At 58.9% G+C, this 19,500-nt stretch carries 18 protein-coding genes; 8 read left to right on the top strand and 10 right to left on the bottom strand.

The features are described from left to right. Positions 1–135: 135 nt before the first annotated feature. Both QN399_RS10290 and QN399_RS10285 read right to left on the bottom strand, forming a co-directional pair. The gene (locus QN399_RS10290; RefSeq protein WP_322176918.1) at positions 136–519 is read right to left on the bottom strand and encodes a PaaI family thioesterase; all 384 of its coding nucleotides are present in this window, start codon (positions 517–519) and stop codon (positions 136–138) included. Then, positions 519–2,846, bottom strand: a complete 2,328-nt coding sequence (locus QN399_RS10285) for a Tex family protein (protein WP_330200904.1) — start codon at positions 2,844–2,846, stop codon at positions 519–521. The genes QN399_RS10290 and QN399_RS10285 overlap by 1 nt, the downstream gene beginning before the upstream one ends. 232 nt (positions 2,847–3,078) lie before the next feature. Between QN399_RS10285 and ompR the strand changes: the two genes are divergently transcribed. Next, a complete protein-coding gene (gene ompR, locus QN399_RS10280; protein ID WP_219062907.1) occupies positions 3,079–3,819 on the top strand; it encodes a two-component system response regulator OmpR in 741 nt (246 codons plus the stop codon). A gap of 170 nt (positions 3,820–3,989) precedes the next feature. Beyond that, positions 3,990–5,303 carry an ATP-binding protein gene (locus QN399_RS10275; protein ID WP_322176916.1) on the top strand — a complete coding sequence of 438 codons (1,314 nt, stop codon included), beginning with the start codon at positions 3,990–3,992 and terminating at the stop codon, positions 5,301–5,303. A 129-nt stretch (positions 5,304–5,432) separates the two neighbouring features. On the opposite strand, the gene rimK is transcribed toward QN399_RS10275, so the two are convergent. Genes rimK through QN399_RS10260 form a run of 3 tightly spaced genes read right to left on the bottom strand, consistent with a single transcriptional unit; the run spans position 5,433 to position 7,616 of the window. Further along, complete coding sequence (gene rimK / locus QN399_RS10270) at positions 5,433–6,338, bottom strand: 30S ribosomal protein S6--L-glutamate ligase (protein ID WP_219062904.1); 906 nt, start codon at positions 6,336–6,338, stop codon at positions 5,433–5,435. Next, positions 6,335–6,817, bottom strand: coding sequence for an ATP-dependent zinc protease (locus QN399_RS10265; protein ID WP_219062902.1), 483 nt, complete (start codon positions 6,815–6,817; stop codon positions 6,335–6,337). Before QN399_RS10265 ends, rimK begins: the two co-directional genes overlap by 4 nt. A gap of 16 nt (positions 6,818–6,833) precedes the next feature. Next, positions 6,834–7,616: an EAL domain-containing protein gene (locus QN399_RS10260; RefSeq protein ID WP_322176915.1), complete on the bottom strand. Its 783-nt coding sequence runs from the start codon at positions 7,614–7,616 to the stop codon at positions 6,834–6,836. Positions 7,617–7,736: 120 nt separating this feature from the next. Here QN399_RS10260 and QN399_RS10255 point away from each other — a divergent pair, with 120 nt between their 5' ends. The 3 genes from QN399_RS10255 to QN399_RS10245 all read left to right on the top strand — a co-directional run bounded on the left by QN399_RS10255 (position 7,737) and on the right by QN399_RS10245 (position 10,952). After that, entirely contained in the window at positions 7,737–8,144 is a 408-nt protein-coding gene (locus tag QN399_RS10255; protein ID WP_322176914.1) for a S4 domain-containing protein, read from the top strand. A 180-nt stretch (positions 8,145–8,324) separates the two neighbouring features. Then, a complete protein-coding gene (hslO, locus tag QN399_RS10250; RefSeq protein WP_322176913.1) occupies positions 8,325–9,227 on the top strand; it encodes an Hsp33 family molecular chaperone HslO in 903 nt (300 codons plus the stop codon). Between the two features lie 180 nt (positions 9,228–9,407). After that, positions 9,408–10,952 carry a phosphoenolpyruvate carboxykinase gene (locus QN399_RS10245; protein ID WP_322218482.1) on the top strand — a complete coding sequence of 515 codons (1,545 nt, stop codon included), beginning with the start codon at positions 9,408–9,410 and terminating at the stop codon, positions 10,950–10,952. Between the two features lie 85 nt (positions 10,953–11,037). On the opposite strand, the gene QN399_RS10240 is transcribed toward QN399_RS10245, so the two are convergent. Both QN399_RS10240 and QN399_RS10235 read right to left on the bottom strand, forming a co-directional pair. Then, positions 11,038–11,811 (bottom strand): hypothetical protein, encoded by a 774-nt coding sequence (locus QN399_RS10240; RefSeq protein ID WP_330200903.1) that lies wholly within the window; start codon positions 11,809–11,811, stop codon positions 11,038–11,040. A 50-nt stretch (positions 11,812–11,861) separates the two neighbouring features. Next, positions 11,862–12,113 (bottom strand): hypothetical protein, encoded by a 252-nt coding sequence (locus QN399_RS10235; protein WP_322176910.1) that lies wholly within the window; start codon positions 12,111–12,113, stop codon positions 11,862–11,864. Between the two features lie 236 nt (positions 12,114–12,349). Here QN399_RS10235 and QN399_RS10230 point away from each other — a divergent pair, with 236 nt between their 5' ends. Next, positions 12,350–14,284, top strand: a complete 1,935-nt coding sequence (locus QN399_RS10230; protein ID WP_330200902.1) for an ATP-dependent DNA helicase RecQ — start codon at positions 12,350–12,352, stop codon at positions 14,282–14,284. Positions 14,285–14,326: 42 nt separating this feature from the next. Here QN399_RS10230 and QN399_RS10225 read toward each other — a convergent pair whose 3' ends face one another. The 3 genes from QN399_RS10225 to QN399_RS10215 form a co-directional block, all read right to left on the bottom strand. Next, positions 14,327–14,761, bottom strand: a complete 435-nt coding sequence (locus QN399_RS10225; RefSeq protein ID WP_219062893.1) for a YkgJ family cysteine cluster protein — start codon at positions 14,759–14,761, stop codon at positions 14,327–14,329. A gap of 107 nt (positions 14,762–14,868) precedes the next feature. Next, the gene (locus QN399_RS10220) at positions 14,869–16,242 is read right to left on the bottom strand and encodes a DUF3482 domain-containing protein (RefSeq protein ID WP_330200901.1); all 1,374 of its coding nucleotides are present in this window, start codon (positions 16,240–16,242) and stop codon (positions 14,869–14,871) included. Then, positions 16,235–17,614, bottom strand: a complete 1,380-nt coding sequence (locus QN399_RS10215) for a DUF2868 domain-containing protein (protein ID WP_322176907.1) — start codon at positions 17,612–17,614, stop codon at positions 16,235–16,237. Before QN399_RS10215 ends, QN399_RS10220 begins: the two co-directional genes overlap by 8 nt. Positions 17,615–17,701: 87 nt before the next feature. Between QN399_RS10215 and QN399_RS10210 the strand changes: the two genes are divergently transcribed. Continuing rightward, positions 17,702–18,214 carry a dihydrofolate reductase gene (locus QN399_RS10210; protein ID WP_322176906.1) on the top strand — a complete coding sequence of 171 codons (513 nt, stop codon included), beginning with the start codon at positions 17,702–17,704 and terminating at the stop codon, positions 18,212–18,214. 159 nt (positions 18,215–18,373) lie between these two features. Beyond that, positions 18,374–19,441: a haloacid dehalogenase-like hydrolase gene (locus tag QN399_RS10205; RefSeq protein ID WP_322176905.1), complete on the top strand. Its 1,068-nt coding sequence runs from the start codon at positions 18,374–18,376 to the stop codon at positions 19,439–19,441. Positions 19,442–19,500: the final 59 nt, after the last annotated feature.

The raw sequence follows: 19,500 nt of genomic DNA, 5'->3' as shown, positions 1-19,500 counted from the left end.
AGAGAGGAACTGGCGTTGTCGCCTGGTTTTGGTTTGAAACGCCGATGCCCGTTGCTTGGTCTGGCCGCAACCCGAACAGAAAATTCCGACACTGTTTTCGCAGTGTCGAAATTAACCCAAATCGACGTGCGACAGCTAGATGACTGCGAACGTCCCTTGTGCTTTTGCGACCAGTTTGTCGCCCTGCAGCACTTCTGCCTCGACAACCAGCGTGCGCCGCCCGGCATGCAACACCTTAGCGATGCACAGCACCTCGCCTTCGGACACAGCCCGGACGTAGTTGATCTTGCACTCGACCGTCACGCTCTGCTGATCGAAACCGTGGGAGCTGGAACAGGCCAGCCCCATGGCGATATCGACCAGGCTGAAGATCGCACCGCCATGCATCACGTTGCCGCGATTGCGCAGGTGAGGTTCCAGCGCCAGGCTGACTTCGGCAACGCCGTCGTCCAGGCGCTGCAGCTGGCAGCCGAGCATCTTGAAATAAGCGCTCTGGGTCAGCCCTTCGGGGATGACCATCAACGTTTCTTCAACTGTTTGGCGTTGGCGAACAACGAAGCCATTGCGTTATTGGTCGGTGCTGCGGCTACCGGGGCTTCCTTGCGGGGCGTGGTTTGTTGTTGCGAGCGAGGAGCAGACCCAGGACGCGCGCCACGGGCACCGTCGATTTTCTCGCCTGGGGTGTCGCTCATGCGCATCGACAGGCCGACTCGTTTGCGCGGGATATCGACTTCCATGACCTTGACCTTGACCACGTCACCGGCCTTGACCGCTTCACGCGGGTCCTTGATGAACTTCTCGGACAGCGCGGAGATATGGACCAGACCGTCCTGATGCACGCCGATATCGACGAAAGCGCCGAAGTTGGTCACGTTGGTGACCACGCCTTCGAGGATCATCCCCAACTCCAGGTCCTTGAGCTCTTCGACGCCGTCTTGGAACTCGGCTGTCTTGAACTCGGGGCGAGGGTCGCGGCCCGGTTTTTCCAGCTCTTGCAGAATGTCGGTGACGGTCGGCAGGCCGAAAGTTTCATCGGTGTATTTTTTCGGATCAAGGCGCTTGAGGAAGCTAGCGTCGCCAATCAACGAACGGATATCACGGTCTGTTTCAGCGGCGATGCGTTTTACGAGCGGATAGGCTTCCGGGTGAACTGCCGAGGAATCCAGTGGGTTGTCGCCGTTCATTACACGCAGGAAGCCGGCAGCCTGTTCGTAAGTCTTTTCGCCGAGGCGACTGACTTTCTTCAACGAAGCACGGGTCTTGAAGGCGCCGTTTTCATCGCGGTGAGCGACGATATTTTGCGCCAGCGTGGTGTTCAGGCCAGAGATGCGGGCGAGCAAGGCAACCGATGCGGTATTCACATCGACGCCAACAGCGTTCACGCAGTCCTCGACCACCGCATCCAGGCCTCGCGCCAGTTTCAGCTGCGAAACGTCGTGCTGGTACTGACCGACACCGATAGATTTCGGATCGATTTTCACCAGTTCGGCCAACGGGTCTTGCAGGCGGCGGGCAATCGACACCGCGCCACGGATCGTCACGTCCAGCTCCGGGAATTCCTTGGCAGCCAGCTCGGAAGCCGAGTACACAGAGGCACCGGCTTCGGACACCATCACTTTGGTCATTTTCAGACCTGGGTATTTTTTGATCAGTTCGGCGGCCAGTTTATCGGTCTCGCGGCTGGCAGTGCCGTTGCCGATAGCGATCAGGTCCACCGAATGCTTGGCGCACAGTGCGGCCAACACGGCGATGGTCTGGTCCCACTGATTCTTGGGTACGTGCGGATAAACCGTCGCGTAATCGAGCAGCTTGCCGGTCGCGTCGACCACCGCCACTTTGCACCCGGTGCGCAGACCAGGGTCCAGGCCCAAGGTGGCGCGAGGGCCAGCCGGTGCCGCCAGCAGCAGATCATGCAGATTGTGCGCGAACACATTGATCGCTTCGGTTTCCGCGCCGTCGCGCAGTTCGCCAAACAAGTCGGTTTCCAAATGGGTGTAGAGCTTGACCTTCCAGGTCCAGCGGACCACTTCGGCCAGCCATTTATCGGCGGGGCGATTCTGGTTTTGCAGGCCGAAACGCTCGCTGATCATCATTTCACACGGGTGCATGGCGCCAGGCAGCTCTTCGCCAACTTTCAGGGATGAGCTGAGAAAACCTTCGTTACGACCGCGAAAAATGGCCAGGGCGCGGTGCGATGGCATGCTTTTCAGGGGTTCGTCGTGTTCGAAGTAATCGCGGAACTTGGCGCCGGCTTCTTCCTTGCCAGCTACCACGCGGGCGCTGAGAACAGCCTCGTGTTTGAGGAAGCTGCGCAGTTTCTCCAGGAGGTTGGCGTCTTCGGCGAAGCGCTCCATCAGGATGTATTTGGCGCCTTCGAGGGCGGCTTTCACATCGGCCACGCCTTTTTCCGCGTCGACAAACCGTGCTGCCTCGCTTTCCGGGTTCAGGGTCGGGTCGTTGAACAGACCGTCGGCCAACTCGCCCAGGCCAGCTTCCAGGGCAATCTGGCCCTTGGTGCGGCGCTTTTGTTTGTAGGGTAGGTACAAATCTTCGAGGCGTGTTTTGGTGTCGGCGAGTTTGATGTCGCGCGCCAGCTCCGGGGTCAGCTTGCCTTGCTCTTCGATGCTCGCAAGGATGCTGATACGCCGCTCGTCGAGTTCGCGCAGGTAGCGCAGGCGCTCTTCCAGGTGGCGTAACTGGGTGTCATCAAGGCTGCCGGTCACTTCTTTACGGTAACGGGAGATGAACGGCACGGTTGAGCCTTCATCCAGCAGAGCGACGGCCGCTGCGACCTGCTGTGGGCGGACACCGAGTTCCTCGGCGATGCGGCTGTTGATGCTGTCCATAAAACCACCTGGCAAATTGTGAGCAAATAAAACGCGATTGGCCATTGTCAGGCGCTACCTGACTTCAAGGCGGCGCATTATACCCAGCGATCTCTGAATAGGGGGATTGCGCCCTTTCACGAGGGCTACCAACAACCGTTGCTGGCGACTCAGGAAAAATCTGCTAACAATGCACACAGTACGTAAACCGGCAGCTACGCCATAATGCGCACCGAGATCAAAGGAGCATCTAATGAGCAGTACTGCACAACCTGCTGAAGGCGAAAAAATCCTCATCGTTGACGACGACCCAGGATTAAGCAGCCTGTTAGAGCGTTTTTTCACCAGCAAAGGCTATCGCGCGCGCGCCGTGGCCAACGTCGAGCAAATGGATCGCCTGCTCGCACGCGAGGTTTTCCACCTCGTTGTCCTCGATTTGATGCTGCCGGGTGAAGACGGGCTGTCCGCTTGCCGCCGCTTGCGTGCTGCGAACAATCAGGTGCCTATCATCATGCTGACCGCCAAAGGCGATGAGCTGAGCCGAATTCGTGGTCTGGAGTTGGGTGCTGACGATTACCTGTCCAAGCCGTTCAACCCCGATGAACTGGTGGCACGGGTCAAAGCCGTATTGCGTCGTCAGGCGGTGCCTGTTCCCGGTGCGCCAGGCAGTGAAGATGAGTCCGTGACATTCGGTGACTATGAACTGTCGCTGGCAACCCGTGAGCTCAAGCGTGGCGATGAAGTGCACATGCTGACCACTGGCGAATTCGCGGTGCTCAAAGCGTTGGTGATGCATGCCCGCGAGCCGTTGACCCGCGACAAGTTGATGAACCTGGCCCGTGGACGCGAGTGGGATGCGTTGGAGCGTTCCATCGATGTACAGATTTCGCGACTGCGTCGCTTGATCGAGCCGGACCCTTCCAAACCGCGCTACATCCAGACTGTCTGGGGCGTGGGTTATGTGTTTGTTCCCGATGGTGCCGGAACCAAGTGATTGGCGCTGTGTAGGCGCCAACCAGGACCGCTGAGTCCTGACTGACACACTCGATAGCCCTGTTCAGGGCTATCGACGTTTTGGGTCGAGGCGTTTACGCGACGGATACCAATCGCGCTTCGCCATTTTTGCGAGCCTGGCTCGCGCCTGCAAAGTGTGTAGCGACTGCAATGAAAACCCCGCTCTGGTTCCCGCAAAGCTTCTTCTCTCGCACTCTGTGGCTGGTGTTGATTGTCGTGCTGTTCTCCAAGGCACTGACCCTGGTTTATCTATTGATGAACGAGGACGTGCTGGTCGACAGGCAATACAGTCACGGTGTTGCGTTGACCTTACGCGCCTATTGGGCGGCGGATGAGCATGATCGCTCGGCGATTGCCGAGGCCGCCGGGTTGATTCGGGTGGTCGGCGGCGGCGTGCCCGAAGGCGAGCAACATTGGCCGTACAGCGAGATTTATCAGCGTCAGATGCAAGCCGAGTTGGGTGCGGACACCGAAGTGCGTCTGCGGGTGCATGCGCCGCCAGCCTTGTGGGTGCGGGCCCCAAGCCTAGGTGACGGTTGGCTGAAAGTACCGTTGTACCCGCACCCACTGCGCGGCCAGAAAATCTGGAGTGTGCTGGGCTGGTTCCTCGCCATTGGCTTGTTGTCCACAGCCTCTGCGTGGATCTTCGTTCGACAGCTGAATCAACCGCTCAAACGTCTGGTCTTTGCTGCCCGTCAGTTGGGGCAAGGGCGCAGTGTGCGATTGCCGATCAGCGATACACCCAGCGAAATGGCCGAGGTATATCGCGCCTTCAACCAGATGGCCGAGGACGTCGAGCAGGCCGGGCAGGAGCGGGAATTGATGTTGGCGGGGGTCTCTCACGACTTGCGAACCCCCTTGACCCGCTTGCGCTTGTCCCTTGAGTTGATGACGCAAGAGAATGAACTGACCGACGGCATGGTCCGCGATATCGAAGACATGGATGCAATCCTTGATCAATTTCTGGCGTTTATTCGCGACGGGCGTGATGAGGAAGTCGAAGACGTCGACCTGAGCGATCTGGTGCGTGAAGTGGTGGCGCCGTTCAACCATCCGACCGAGCAGATTCGGTTGTGTCTGGAGCCGATTCCACCTTTCCCGTTGCGTCGGGTTTCGATGAAGCGCTTGCTGAACAACCTGATCGGCAACGCCATGCACCATGCCGGTAACGGCATTGAAGTCGCTGCTTATGTGTCAGGTGACGCCAATGCACCCTATGTGGTGCTGAGTGTGCTCGACCGGGGAGCCGGGATCGATCCGTCGGAGCTGGAGGGTATCTTCAACCCCTTCATCCGTGGCGACCGTGCGCGTAGCGGCAAAGGCACCGGCCTGGGTCTGGCCATCGTCAAGCGTATTGCGGCCATGCATGGTGGCAATGTCGAGCTGCGAAATCGTTCTGGAGGCGGCCTGGAAGCGCGAGTGCGCTTGCCGTTGGGGCTGATGTTGCCGAGGGATGCGGTTTAAACGTTATGCGCTGACTTCGCTCCCGATCCATCCATTGCGGGAGCGAATTCATTCGCGAAGACTCTTTGTTACTCTTCCTGCTCAACAAGACCTGACACTCCGGACAGGTCTTGTGTTTTATCCGTTCTGTCAGCCCTTGCCTTTGGTCCGTGTCATGTTCGGGCCGCTGTTTTTCTCCAGGTATTCAATGATCATCCCGGCAACGTCCTTGTTGGTGGTGGTTTCGATACCCTCAAGGCCCGGTGACGAGTTCACTTCCATCACCAACGGTCCGTGATTGGAGCGCAGGATATCCACGCCCGCCACGCTCAGCCCCATGACCTTGGCGGCGCGGATGGCCGTCATGCGCTCTTCGGGTGTGATTTTGATCAGGCTGGCGCTGCCGCCACGGTGCAGGTTCGAGCGAAACTCCCCCGGTTTTGCCTGACGCTTCATTGAGGCGATGACCTTGTCGCCGACCACGAAGCAGCGAATATCCGCACCGCCGGCTTCCTTGATGTACTCCTGAACCATGATGTCCTGCTTCAGGCCCATGAAAGCCTCGATCACCGATTCGGCGGCAGTGGCCGTTTCGCACAGCACCACACCAATGCCTTGAGTCCCTTCCAGCACCTTGATCACCAAGGGGGCGCCGTTGACCATCTGGATCAGGTCGGGGATGTCGTCCGGGGAGTGCGCGAAACCGGTGACCGGCAGGCCGACGCCACGGCGGGAAAGCAATTGCAGCGAGCGAAGCTTGTCCCTGGAGCGCGCGATAGCGACCGACTCGTTGAGCGGGAAGACGTCCATCATTTCAAACTGACGCAGCACGGCGCAGCCATAGAACGTCACCGAAGCACCAATCCGCGGGATCACCGCATCAAAACCTTCCAGCGGCTTGCCGCGGTAGTGGATCTGCGGCTTATGACTGGCGATGTTCATATAAGCGCGCAAGGTGTCGATCACCACCATCTCATGGCCACGCTCGATGCCCGCTTCGACCAGGCGACGGGTGGAATACAGACGCGGGTTACGCGACAGCACAGCGATCTTCATGCAGCACCTTTGGTAGAGGTAGTAGAGGCCGGGAATGCCGGCTTGTCCTGAACGTATGTAATGCCTGGATTGACTACCAACTGGCCGTCGATCAAAGCGTTTGAGCCGAGCAGCAGCCGATAGCGCATGGCTTTACGGCAGGCCAGTGTGAACTCCACCGGCCAGACCCGATCACCCAACGCCAGGGTGGTGCGGATGACGTAGCGGACCTGTGCCTGGCCATTGGAGCTTTTTATGGTTTTCATCGCGACCAGTTGCGCTTCGCAACGGCGATGGCGCAGTTGCACCACCGTGCCGAGGTGCGCGTTGAAGCGCACCCACTTTTCCCCATCGCGTTCGAACGGCTCGATCTCGGTCGCGTGCAGGCTTGACGTGCTCGCCCCGGTATCGATTTTCGCGCGCAGGCCAGCCACCCCTAAATCAGGCAGCGCCACCCACTCGCGAAGGCCAACGACCGTTAAATGATCAAATGTTTTCAAAACGATTCCGTACGCCTCAAACAGTCCGCCAAGCACCAGGATCTATCTGGGCCAAGGCTTTAAATGCAGGTTTGGCGAACCAGAAGCCTTGCATCAGGAAAATCCCGCAGTCAGCCAGAAAGTCTCGCTCCCCAGGCGTTTCGATGCCTTCGGCGATGACTGTAACGCCTAACTCTTCACAGATTGTGACAACCCCACGAACGATAATCTGCCGAACGCGATCGTGATCGATATCGCGGATCAGCGCCATGTCGAGTTTGATCAGATCTGGCTGAAAGTCGGCCAGCAAATTAAGCCCGGAATACCCCGCGCCAAAATCGTCGATGGCTGTCTTGAAGCCGAATTCGCGGTATTCACGCAGAATATTGGTCAAATGGCGATTGTTATCTAAATGATCGCTTTCCAGGGTCTCGAAAATCAGCCGGTTTAGCGGGAAATCATGTTCCTTGGCTGCTTCCAGTGTGCTGCGGATACACAGCTCGGGACGATAGACAGCACTGGGCATAAAGTTGATCGACAGATTTTCTTTCATGCCGAGCTGTGCGGCCCCCTGAATCGCCTGTGTGCGGCAACGTTGGTCGAAACGGTAGCGATTCTGCTCGTTGACCTGGCTGAGGATCGACAACGCCCCTTCGCCGTTGGTGCCACGCACCAGTGCTTCATGGGCGAACACCGAGCGGTCGCGTAGATCGACAATCGGTTGATAGGCAAACGCAAAGGTAAAATCCAGGGCGGGGCTGCTTTGGCATCCTTGGCAACCCACTTTAGGAGAGGTCAACGAGCTTGGGAAATCAGTCACGTAGCACTCCGGTGCGAAAGGGACCTTCAACATAGGCGGCATATTAATCCAGGGATTGGTTTGCCGCCTGCTCGACGTGACGTAGTACAGTTCCGACTATTGCACGATTGAGGAATTCTGATGGCACAAAAACCAGAAGAGGACGACAAAGTTCGCCTGGACAAATGGCTTTGGGCGGCGAGATTCTTCAAAACTCGCGCCTTGGCCAAGGCGGCTATAGAAAGCGGCAAGGTCCATTGGCGGGGAGAGCGCTGCAAGCCCGGCAAGGAGCCGCGCATCGGCGACGAGTTTCAGATTCGTGCAGGTTTTGATGAGCGCACGGTGGTGGTTCAGGCATTATCGACCACACGCCGTGGTGCGCCAGAAGCGCAGGCGCTTTATGCCGAGACAGCCGAAAGCATCGCCAAGCGTGAAAACGCTGCGGCCATGCGCAAAGCGGGCGGTTTAGGCATCAGCACTGAAGGGCGACCGACCAAGAAGCAGCGTCGGCAGCTTCATCAGTTTCGCGACACGGGCAGTGACGATTGAACCCGGCGTCACCTTTAAAACGCCGTCATCCCGACGGCATTCGATCTGTCTTGGAAGAATTCGGGATTGTTCATAAAATGCCTTCCGTCGGCATGGCTTACAGCACCCGGTTATCAGGTGCTAAATAGCGTTTAGTCAGCGCTTTTCCTTATTTTGTCATCACTTTAGATACCTTTTCTTATGCCTGATTTTCCGGACAACGATTACACCCAGCGTTTCATTTTTGAAGAAAGCGATGTGCGCGGCGAGCTGGTCGCGCTGGAGCGTAGTTACGCTGGGGTGCTGGCCAAACATGACTACCCCGAGCCGGTCGCCCAGTTGCTCGGTGAGCTGCTCGCGGCTGCGGCTTTGCTGGTAGGCACCCTTAAATTCGACGGGTTGCTGGTACTTCAGGCGAACTCTAGCGGGCCGGTGTCGTTGCTAATGGTGGAATGCTCCAGCGACCGTGAAATACGCGGCATTGCGCGTTACGACGCTGAGCAGATAGCCCCTGACGCGGGACTGCGAGACTTGATGCCCGACGGCACCCTGACCCTGACCGTCGATCCTCGTCAGGGTAAGCGCTATCAAGGTGTCGTTGCTTTGGACGGCGCTGACCTGTCGGAAAGCCTGACGTCGTACTTTGCCCTGTCGGAACAATTGCAAACGCGTTTCTGGCTCAACGCCGACGGCACGCGCGCCCGTGGCTTGCTGTTGCAGCAACTGCCCGCCGACCGCCTGACCGACCCGGAAGACCGCGCCGCCAGTTGGCAGCATGTCACGACGCTGGCCAGCACCCTGACCGGCGAAGAGTTACTCAGCCTGGACAATGAAACCGTGCTGCATCGCCTCTTCAACGAAGACGCGGTACGCATGTTCGATATTCAGCCGATACAGTTCCGCTGCAGCTGCTCGCGAGAGCGCTCGGGCAATGCCCTGGTCAGTCTGGGCCTGGAAGACGCGCAACAACTGGTGATCGAGCATAACGGCAGCATCGAAATCGACTGTCAGTTCTGCAATCAACGCTATTTGTTCGATGCCACTGATGTTGCGCAGTTGTTCTCTGGCGGGGGCGTGGATTCGCCATCTGATACGCGCCATTAAACATAGGCTAATACGCCTTGAAACGCCGTACGGGACGCTTCGCAGCTGTTCTGACAGGAGGGTCCTACCTTATTTTCGGTGTTTCTGGCATAATCCGGCCCACTTTTTCCGCTGTAGTAGTGTGGGAATTTCTACTACAAAACGTTTGGAGCACTCGGCCAGTGGCCGACGGGGAACCTCATGACGCAAGCTAATAACGCCGTTTACACCGATCTGTGCATCGATGATCTGGTTAAAGAAGCCCTGAATCGCGGTGAAGGCGTACTTGCCGATACTGGCGCGCTGGTCGTGCAAACCGGTCACCGTACCGGCCGTTCGCCGATTGATCGTTACATCGTTGAAGAGCCAACCACTCAGGCTGCCATCGCCTGGGGCCCGATCAATCGCAAGTTCCCGGCCGACAAGTTCGATGCCCTGTGGAACCGCGTTGAAGCCTATCTGGGCGAGCGCGAGCGTTTTGTGTCCCACGTTCATGTAGGTTCTGACCCCGCGCACTACCTCGCGGTCAAAATGACCACCGAGACAGCATGGCACAACCTGTTCGGCCGGAGCCTGTTCATCAACCCTGAACAGTACAACCCGTCCGGCCACACCGAATGGCAGGTCATCAATGCCCCGGCCTTCGTCTGTGAGCCTGAGCGTGATGGCACCAACTCCGACGGCACCGTGATGATCAACTTCGCGGCCAAGAAAGTCCTGCTCGCGGGCATGCGTTATGCCGGCGAAATGAAAAAAGCCCTGTTCTCGGTACAAAACTTCCTGCTGCCAGCAGTCGACGTTCTGCCGATGCATTGTGCTGCCAACATGGGCGAAGAGGGTGACGTAACGTTGTTCTTCGGCCTGTCCGGCACCGGTAAAACCACCCTGTCCGCTGACGAAAGCCGTTACCTGATCGGCGACGACGAGCACGGCTGGGGCGTTGGCGTTGTGTTCAACATTGAAGGCGGTTGCTATGCCAAGTGCATCGACCTCTCCGAGAAGAACGAGCCGGTTATCTGGAAAGCCATCCAGCACGGCGCCGTGCTGGAAAACGTCGTACTCGACCCAGTCACCAAGAAAGCCGACTACGCCGACGACAGCCTGACCCAGAACAGCCGCGCCGCTTACCCGCGTGAACTGATCGAAAAACGCGCACCGCTGAACCTCGGTGGCGAGCCAAACGCAGTGATCTTCCTGACCTGCGACCTGACCGGCGTTCTGCCGCCAGTGTCGATCCTCAGCGAAGAACAAGCGGCCTACCACTTCCTGTCGGGTTACACCGCACTGGTTGGTTCCACTGAAATGGGTTCGGGCAGCGGCATCAAGTCGACCTTCTCTACCTGCTTCGGCGCACCGTTCTTCCCGCGCCCAGCTGGCGAATACGCTGAACTGTTGATCAAGCGCATCCGCGGCTTCGGCTCGAAGGTCTATCTGGTCAACACCGGCTGGACCGGCGGCGGCTACGGCGTTGGCAAACGCTTCAACATCCCGACCACCCGTGGCGTCATCGCAGCCATCCAGAGTGGCGCACTGATCGGCGTAGAAACCGAACACCTGGGCATCATCAACCTCGACGTACCGAAGTTGGTCCCAGGCGTAGACACCGCATTGCTCAACCCACGCAACACCTGGGCAGACAAAGCGGCCTACGACGAATCGGCTAAAGCACTTGCAGGTTTGTTCGTTGAGAACTTCAAGAAGTTTGATGTTTCAGACGCGATCAAAAATGCCGGTCCTCAGCTTTGATGTGATGGTTGCTGGATGAATAAAAAACCGCCTTTAGGGGCGGTTTTTTTTGACTGAGTTTTCAGGATTTCGCCTATAGCAGGGTTCACCCCATAGGGCTAAACCCGTTAGCCGCACTGCAATACCGTTCCTCCATCGCCTTGCTCAAGTCCGCTCGACCACTCTCCCAGCGCTTGCTCCACGCTCTGCATTCCTCTTTGAAGTACACCTTTGCGCCCTTGCGACATTCCCGATATTCGATTGAGCCGCGTCGATGGTTGCCGCAGACGCTGCTGCCGTCGATGCGGTTGCCGTAGGTTGTCCATTGAGCGAGATAGCTGCCGCGTCCGTCCCATTGGTGGACCCATGCCTGGTTGATGCCTTGATCGATGTTGCGGCCGGGACGGTTTCGACGGTTGATTTTGTCGGTCTCGTATTGCGCCAGGTACTCGGCAGAGACCATGCCTTGCGCATGCTGTTTCTGGCTAGGTTGTGGGAATTCGCCGTAGCGACAGGTGACAACGCTTGCGTCGATGACGTTCCCGGGCTTGATGCAGTCGGTGAGGGCTTGCGGGGCGCGGGCTGGGACGTTGATGGTTTGAAAGGTGGGGGTGACTGACGCGATGTCGTCAGGTGCCGTTGGCGGCTGCGCAATGGGGACCTGAACGTCGACTGACCTGGCGGTGAGTGGTAGGCCGAAGTCAGAGCGGTGGGTCAGAAGGTAGATAACGACTGTGAATAAGGCGAGCAGGGCGAAGACGTTTCGGTACAGGGTCGAGGCGGTGATGTTCTTTTTACGACGAAGCCCGGGCGGGGCGTCGTTATAGTTGGCACTGAAGTCGTCGTGAGGGGTGAAATCGTCCTGATTATGGAGTTTCATGGCATCCGTTCGTCGTTCCGTGGGTGTGGCGCAGATGTTCGCGGCGACGGCTACTCGTGAACGACCTTGGCCGGTGCTGCGTTAACGCTCGTTTTGCTGGTGTGAAGTTGGGTGGCGAGCAGGTAGGTGCCGATCACCAGAATGATGAGATACATCGCCAGTCGGGTAAAGGATTTGGGTGCTGGTGGGTCTGCGGCTTTACGCTTGCCGGGGTGGGCACCGAGTACGACATCGAAGTGCTCAGGGCTTAAGCGTTGAATACGCGTGAGGCCGTCATCATCCGGTTGTTTCATAATATCCATTTTCGCTTGTTGGGCGAGCCGTCTAGCACGGTGTGCTCTGCTTTTCGACGACAGCCTGACCCCTGCAATGTTCTTGCGGGAAGGTTAAACCGACTGATATCAGTTTGCCAGCACTGCTTGCCAAGAGAATAGGATGAAATTTCCCGAGACGATCCAGGTGCGCCCTCATGCGTGTGCAATCAACCGCTTCGCGTTAAGGTCTAACACCTTCCCGGCGGTCAATGGAGTGGCAGCTTATGTATAAAAGTCTTGAACAGGTTTTCGGCTATCCACAGTTTCGTCCTGGGCAGGAAGCGGCGATTGTGGCGGTGCTGGCGGGGCGTTCGGCGGCGGCTATTTTTCCGACGGGCTCGGGCAAGTCGTTGTGCTATCAGTTGCCGGCGTTGTTGTTACCGCACCTGACACTGGTGGTGTCGCCCTTGCTGGCGTTGATCCAGGATCAGCTGGCGTTTTTACAGCGCCATGGCATTGCGGCGGCGAGTATCGATTCGGCGCAAAGTCGCGATGAGGTGGCGCAGGTGATGGCGCGTGCCCGCTCAGGTGAATTGAAAATTCTGATGATTTCCGTGGAGCGCCTGAAAAACGAGCGTTTTCGTCATTTCATCGCGCAGGTGCCGATTTCGTTGTTGGTGGTGGACGAAGCGCACTGCATTTCCGAGTGGGGCCATAACTTTCGCCCGGACTACCTCAAGCTGCCGGACTACCAGCGTCAGTTCAAGATTCCGCAGGCATTGTTGCTGACCGCGACAGCCACGCCCCAGGTGATCGCCGACATGCAGGCCAAGTTCGCCATCGCGCCGGACGATGTGGTGACCACCGGTTTCTACCGTCCCAATCTCAATCTGCTGGTGGAGCCGGTGAGTGGCCGCGACAAACGTCGGCGGCTGGTGGAGTGGTTAGGCGAGCGGGGCGGTCAGCCGACCATCGTTTACGTGACCCTGCAGAAGACTGCCGAACAGATCGCCGCGCACCTGAGCCAGAACGGCATTGCGGCCAGCGCGTATCACGCCGGTTTGCCCCATGATCAACGTGAGTCGATCCAGCAGCAATTCATGGCGGGGCGGTTGAACTGCATCGTGGCAACCATCGCTTTCGGGATGGGCATCGACAAGAGCGATATCCGCAATGTCGTGCATTTCGATCTGCCGAAATCGATCGAGAATTACAGCCAGGAGATTGGCCGGGCGGGGCGTGACGGTCAGCCGTCTGACTGTCTGGTGTTGGCCAACCGCGACAGCCTTAACGTGCTGGAGAACTTTGTTTACGGCGATACGCCGGAGTACGCGGGCATTCGTAACGTCCTCGATGAGCTGCTGACGGCAAGCGTGGACGGGCAATGGGAATTGCTCCTGGGGCCCTTGGCCGATCAAAGCAATATCCGTCAACTGCCGCTGAAAACCTTGTTGGTGCAACTGGAATTGCGCGAGATTATCGCGCCGCGTTTTTCTTATTTTGCTGAATACCGTTTCAAGTTTCTGATCGAACCCGAGGTGTTATTGCAGCGCTTCGAAGGCGAGCGGAAGCAGTTCGTCGAGGCGATTATCGAGACCTCGAGTCGGGCGCGGACGTGGGCGACGGTAAGTTTCGAGGCATTGTATCAGCAGCACCAGGCCGAACGGAGCAGGGTGGTTACCGCACTGGATTATTTCCAGGAGAAAGGCTGGATCGAGCTGGAAAGCAAGCAGATGACCGAGGTGTATAGCCTGCTCATCTGCGACTTCGACCCTCAAGCGCTAGCCCTTGAGCTGCACGACTATTTCAAGCAGCACGAAGTCACGGAAATCGCCCGTATCCACGCCATGCTCGACCTGTTTGCGACCGAGCAGTGCCTGAGTTATCGCCTGGCTCTTTATTTTGGTGATTATCAGGCGCCTGAACAGTGCGGACACTGTTCAGTGTGCCACGGCCATATCGCTCGCTTGCCTGAGCCGCCGGTATTGCCGGCCTTGGTTGGAGACAGTTTTCATGGGCTATGCGACGAGTTCGTGCACAGGCACCAGGACTACAGTGGCAGCGCCCCCAGTGCCGAATGCCTGACCCGGTTTCTCTGTGGGATCAGCGTGCCGCTGTTCACCAAACTCAAAGCACGCGGCATCAAGGGTTTTGCCGCGCTCGAGAATTACCCTTACGCGCAGGTGCGAGCGTGGGCACAAGGGGCGATGGCCGGGTAGACGTATCAGACGCAGGCCATCTGACCGGGAAAGACGATCAGGTCAAAAAATGTACAGTGTGTTGTCGGCGACCTTACGCTCAGGAGTTTTTGGCACGTAGGCACAATACCCTGGTCGCGGACCGATCTTTGGATGGTTGCGGCAGGTGTCGGGACGTTTTTCGTAGATCGTGCACAGTCGGCTTTTGCGATCCAGGTACAGGCAATCGTTGTTGCTCATGCGCTGCAGGGTGAATATTTCCGACTTCTGGTTATAGCGCTCGACGATCCCTTCCTTTTGCAGGCGCTTGGCAATGTTCTTCGCCGGTTCGCCGCGCTCGAATTCGTCGACGATGCCGATGCGGATCAAATCCTTGATCTTCACTTCCACCGGCAAGGTGCAACAGCTGGATACGCAGCCACCGCACATGGTGCTGGAGTATTTGGCCCAGGTATCGATTCGGTCGATTTCTGCGGCGGCGATCAGGTTGGGCTTCATGTGCTCAGGTTCCGGGTGTATCGGGCGCGGGATGATACCGGGGCTGGCGGAATTCGCGTAAGTAAAAATTACCTATACGACTGTCGGCACCGTTCAAGTGGATGGTATCAGGCGTCTGTCAGCAACTTGGCCAGCGCTTCAATCTGCTCCTGCCGCTCGGCCTGGGTCAGGCGCGGATGCGGGTTGAGGGATGACCATTGCGGGTGGGCGCGGGCTTTTTGCAGGCTGTCGGGGAGTTTCCCTTCACGCCAGGCTTTGTCCTGCGGGGCGCTCAGGGTGATCCTATCCATGGCGGCATGACCGCGTACGTCAAGGGCCTGGAGTAATTGCCGTTGGCGCAGGGCGAGGAGGCGCAACACTGCGTCGTCGACCGTCAGCTCGCGCTGGCCCTTGAGCTTGCCAAGCAGGCGTGAGCCGTAGCTGCGGGCTGTTTGCAGCGCGCCACCGGCAATCGCCCCGACCAATGCTGCGGCGCCCAAAGTAATCCCGCCCACCAGCAAATCCACACCAGCTCCGGCTGCGGCGCCCGCGGCGATCCCTCCGCCCAGGCGTACGCCCAGCAGCTTGAGGGTTTCCGGGTTGAATAAATCGTCGCCCCAACGCCCGTCCAGCAGCGGCAGGTCAGTGGCGGCAGCATCTTGCGGGCGGAAGGCGTACAGCTTGAGCAGGGCTTCGACGCAGCGTTGTTCGCGCAGGCGAGTGGCCTTGCGCAGCGCGTCGATGGCGATTTGTTCCTGACCTGATCCGGTGGCCACGCTGCGACGGCAAGCGGCACAATCCAGCAGCAGTTCAGCGATCAGGCGAGCCGCGCTTTGCTGGCGCGCCAGACGTTGCGCTTGCTGGTCGATAATCAGCCGTTGCAGTTGCTCACGGGAATTTTCCAGCAGCAGGGCGAGGCTTTCGTACAGTCGACGCTCGCCATCTTCCGGTGGCGCAACGCTGTCGAATCGCACCAGCGCATGCAGGCCCAGACGCGCCAGGGCTTCGCGCCAGTCCGCTTCGCGGTGTTCGGCACTGCTGACAAAATTCAGCACCGGCAGCAGCGGTTTGCCGCAACTGGCCAGCACCGCCAATTCATCACGGTATTTGGCCAGCACCGGTTCGCGTGCGTCGATCACATACAAGCCGGCATCCGAGGCCAGCAACTGGCGCAGCACCTTGGCTTCCTGCTCGAAGCGCTGGCGAGCTTCGCTGCCGTCGAGAAAACGCGCCAAGCGTGCCGGTCCATCCAGACGCTCGCCGGGACGGTCCAGGCGCTCTAGATAGTCGAGCAGGGCGATGGCATCTTCCAGGCCGGGCGTGTCGTAAAGCTCCAGCAGGGCCTCGCCGTCTACCGACAACCGAGCGCCTTCCACGTGCCGCGTGGTGCTGGGGCGGTGTGAGACGTCACCGAAACCGACATCGCGGGTCAGGGTGCGCAGCAACGAGGTTTTGCCGACATTGGTGTGGCCAACCACCGCCAGCTTGAGCGCTTTAGTCATGGCCGGTCTCCAGCCACTTCAGCGGCGCGCTGTCGGCGTAAGTGATGTCGAGCTTTTGCAGGGCTGAATGCCAGTCGCCCAAACGCTCTGCGTCCAGTGCCTGGCCGGGCGGTGCTTGCAGCAGCCAGATCCGCGTTGCCCCGGCACAACGGGCCAGTTCTGCAATCAGCGCCAGGCTGCCACGGTCCGGCGAGCGGCGCGGGTCGCACGCGATGGTCAGGCGCGCAGGTGGAAAGCGGGTCAGTTGATCGAGCAGCTTTTGTCGGGATTCGCGGCTGTCGAGAATCCCCGCGTCTATGACGCTCTTCGGCAGACTCGGCGGCCATGGGCGCTGATCGTCGAGCTCGATGGCGACCAGCAACGCGCCGTCGCTGTCGAGCGCTACCGTGCCTGATTGCGTGCTGTGCAGTTGCTCGGGCGCGGCATCGCTGATACCCAGGCGCTCACTGCTGGGCATCAGGCGTTCGCGAAGCTGGCTGTAACCGGGCATGTTCAGATCGAGGCTGAGGGCGGCACGGCCACGTCGCCAATGCCACAGGCAGACCAGGGCCAACAGCAGGCGTGGGACGATCCCATAGACCAGCAATACGCCGACCAACCAGCCCGCCCACGCCTGGCGCGCGCTTTCGATGCTCAATGCCGTGTCGCCGCTGGCGCGGATCATGGTTTCAGTCGGTACGCTAAACCCCAGCAACGCGGGCAGCGCGCCGAGGGCCTGGGTGACGGTGACGAACGTATCCCCCCGCAAAATAGTGGTTTCCCAGACAAACCCATAGCGCCGGGTCGCCATCAGCATCAGCAGAATCACCAGCGCGCTGAGCAGCGCCAGCAGCCACGCGCCGTTGACCACCATGCCCAACGCCCAACGGTTCAGCCGTTGACGTTGCAACAATAAGACCAGCGCGGGCGCCAGTTGCGCCGCCTGGGCATCGCGGGCGAGCTTTTCACTCAGCCATAACCACAGCCGACCAAGGCTGGCCGTGCTTTCCCCGGCGAACAGCATGCTTAGCGCCCAACTGAGCAGCAGGATCAGGTTGAGCCCCAGCAGACTGCCCAAGGCCCAGAACACATTGACCGGCGCTTGCCCGTTGCCCAGTGCCGCAAATGCCAGGCCGGCCCCGGTGATCACCACCATAATGGCCAGGACAATCAATGCCAGTCGCGCGCCTTGTTTCCAGTGATGCAGAGCGTTTAGCAAACCATCGCGCTCGGCCAGCCATAGGGCGCGGTTCTGAATGCGTGTCGGCAAGTCGCCTGCGGTGGTGCGCGCGCGGCGATTGGCCTCCAGGTCTTCCAGAGGGCCCGCGTGTTCTTCGCGCAGGCGCACGGCTTCAGTCAGCCAGAGGCTATCCAGAGGGGTCAGAGCAGTCACGCGGCGTCTCGTCGATAAAGTCAGCCGTGAGCATAACCTCTGTGGCCGGGCTCGGGGCAAACACTCGCTTCTGCTATCCTCGCGCCCATGAAAACTCATCTCCCCCTCAGCCTGATTGCCGCCCTCGGTGAAAACCGTGTGATCGGTGTCGACAATTCCATGCCCTGGCATTTGCCGGGGGACTTCAAATACTTCAAGGCGACGACCCTCGGCAAGCCGATCATCATGGGCCGCAAGACCTGGGATTCGCTGGGCAGGCCCTTGCCGGGGCGGTTGAACCTGGTGGTCAGTCGCCAGGCCGATCTGCAGCTCGAAGGCGCGGAAGTGTTTACCTCACTCGACGCCGCTGTGGTTCGTGCCGAGCAATGGGCGCGGGAGCAGGGCGTCGATGAAGTGATGCTGATTGGCGGGGCGCAGTTGTATGCGCAAGGCCTGGCGCAGGCAGACCGCCTGTATCTGACCCGCGTGGCGCTCAGCCCTGAAGGCGATGCCTGGTTCCCCGAGTTCGATACCGCGCAGTGGAGGCTGGTGTCCAACACCCCTAACCCGGCGCAGGACGACAAGCCGGCTTACAGCTTTGAAGTGTGGGAAAAAATGTAAACCCAGGCACAGATCCCTTGTGGGCCTTGTCGTTTTTGACGCGCGTGTCGCGAATCGTTATCAGCATGACGTCTTCACGACACGGGCAGTCGTTGATGCGCTAGAGATGTCACGAGATTTTGCTACGGTCTCTCCTCAACCTTGAGGAGGGACCCCGTTATGAATCTCGCGCCAAAACTGTTTGCCGCCGTGCTGACGTTGGGACTGAGCGTAGCGCTCGCCAGCCAGACGTTTGCCACCGAATTGACCCATTGGCCCGCACCTGCGGCCAAGCAGCTCAATGCCATGATCGAAGCCAACGCCAACAAGGGTAACTTCGCCGTGTTCGACATGGACAACACCAGCTACCGCTACGATCTGGAAGAGTCGCTGCTGCCGTTCATGGAAAACAAGGGCCTGATCACCCGCGAAAGCCTCGATCCCTCTCTTAAATTGATCCCGTTCAAGGACACGGCCGACCACAAGGAAAGCCTGTTCAGCTACTACTACCGTCTGTGTGAAATCGACGACATGGTGTGCTACCCATGGGTGGCTCAGGTGTTCTCCGGGTTCACGCTCGCGGAACTCAAAGGTTACGTCGATGAGCTGATGGCGTCGGGCAAACCGGTGCCGAGCACGTATTACGATGGCGATACGGTCAAAAATATCGACGTCCAGCCACCCAAGGTTTTCACCGGGCAGGCCGAGCTGTACAACAAGCTGATGGAGAACGGCATCGAGGTCTACGTGATGACCGCTGCTTCAGAGGAGTTGGTGCGCATGGTCGCGGCTGATCCCAAGTACGGCTACAACGTCAAACCGCAGAACGTGATTGGCGTGACCACGCTACTGAAAAATCGCACGACAGGCGAACTGACGACTGCGCGCAAGCAGATCACAGCGGGCAAATACGATGAGAAGAGCAACCTGGGTCTGGAGCTGACGCCGTACCTGTGGACGCCTGCAACCTGGATGGCAGGTAAACAAGCGGCAATCCTGACGTACATCGACCAGTGGAAAAAACCGGTGCTGGTGGGTGGCGACACCCCAACCAGTGACGGCTACATGCTGTTTCACAGCGTCGACGTCAGTAAGGGCGGTGTCCATTTGTGGGTCAACCGCAAAGACAAGTACATGACTCAGCTCAACGGCATGATGACCACAAACGCGGCTGCCCAAGCCAAAGAAGGCCTGGCCGTCACGGCGGACAAGAATTGGGTGATCGTGAAACCGGAGGAGATTCAGTAAAACCGAGGTGACTGCATCGCGGACAAGCCCGCTCCTACTGCTGTCTCTTATACACATCT

The organism is Pseudomonas sp. 10C3, from assembly GCF_036346185.1.
In the GTDB taxonomy this organism is placed as follows: domain Bacteria; phylum Pseudomonadota; class Gammaproteobacteria; order Pseudomonadales; family Pseudomonadaceae; genus Aquipseudomonas.
The sequence above is the reverse complement of the archived record's forward strand: the minus strand, read 5'-3'. Positions and strand labels throughout refer to the sequence as shown.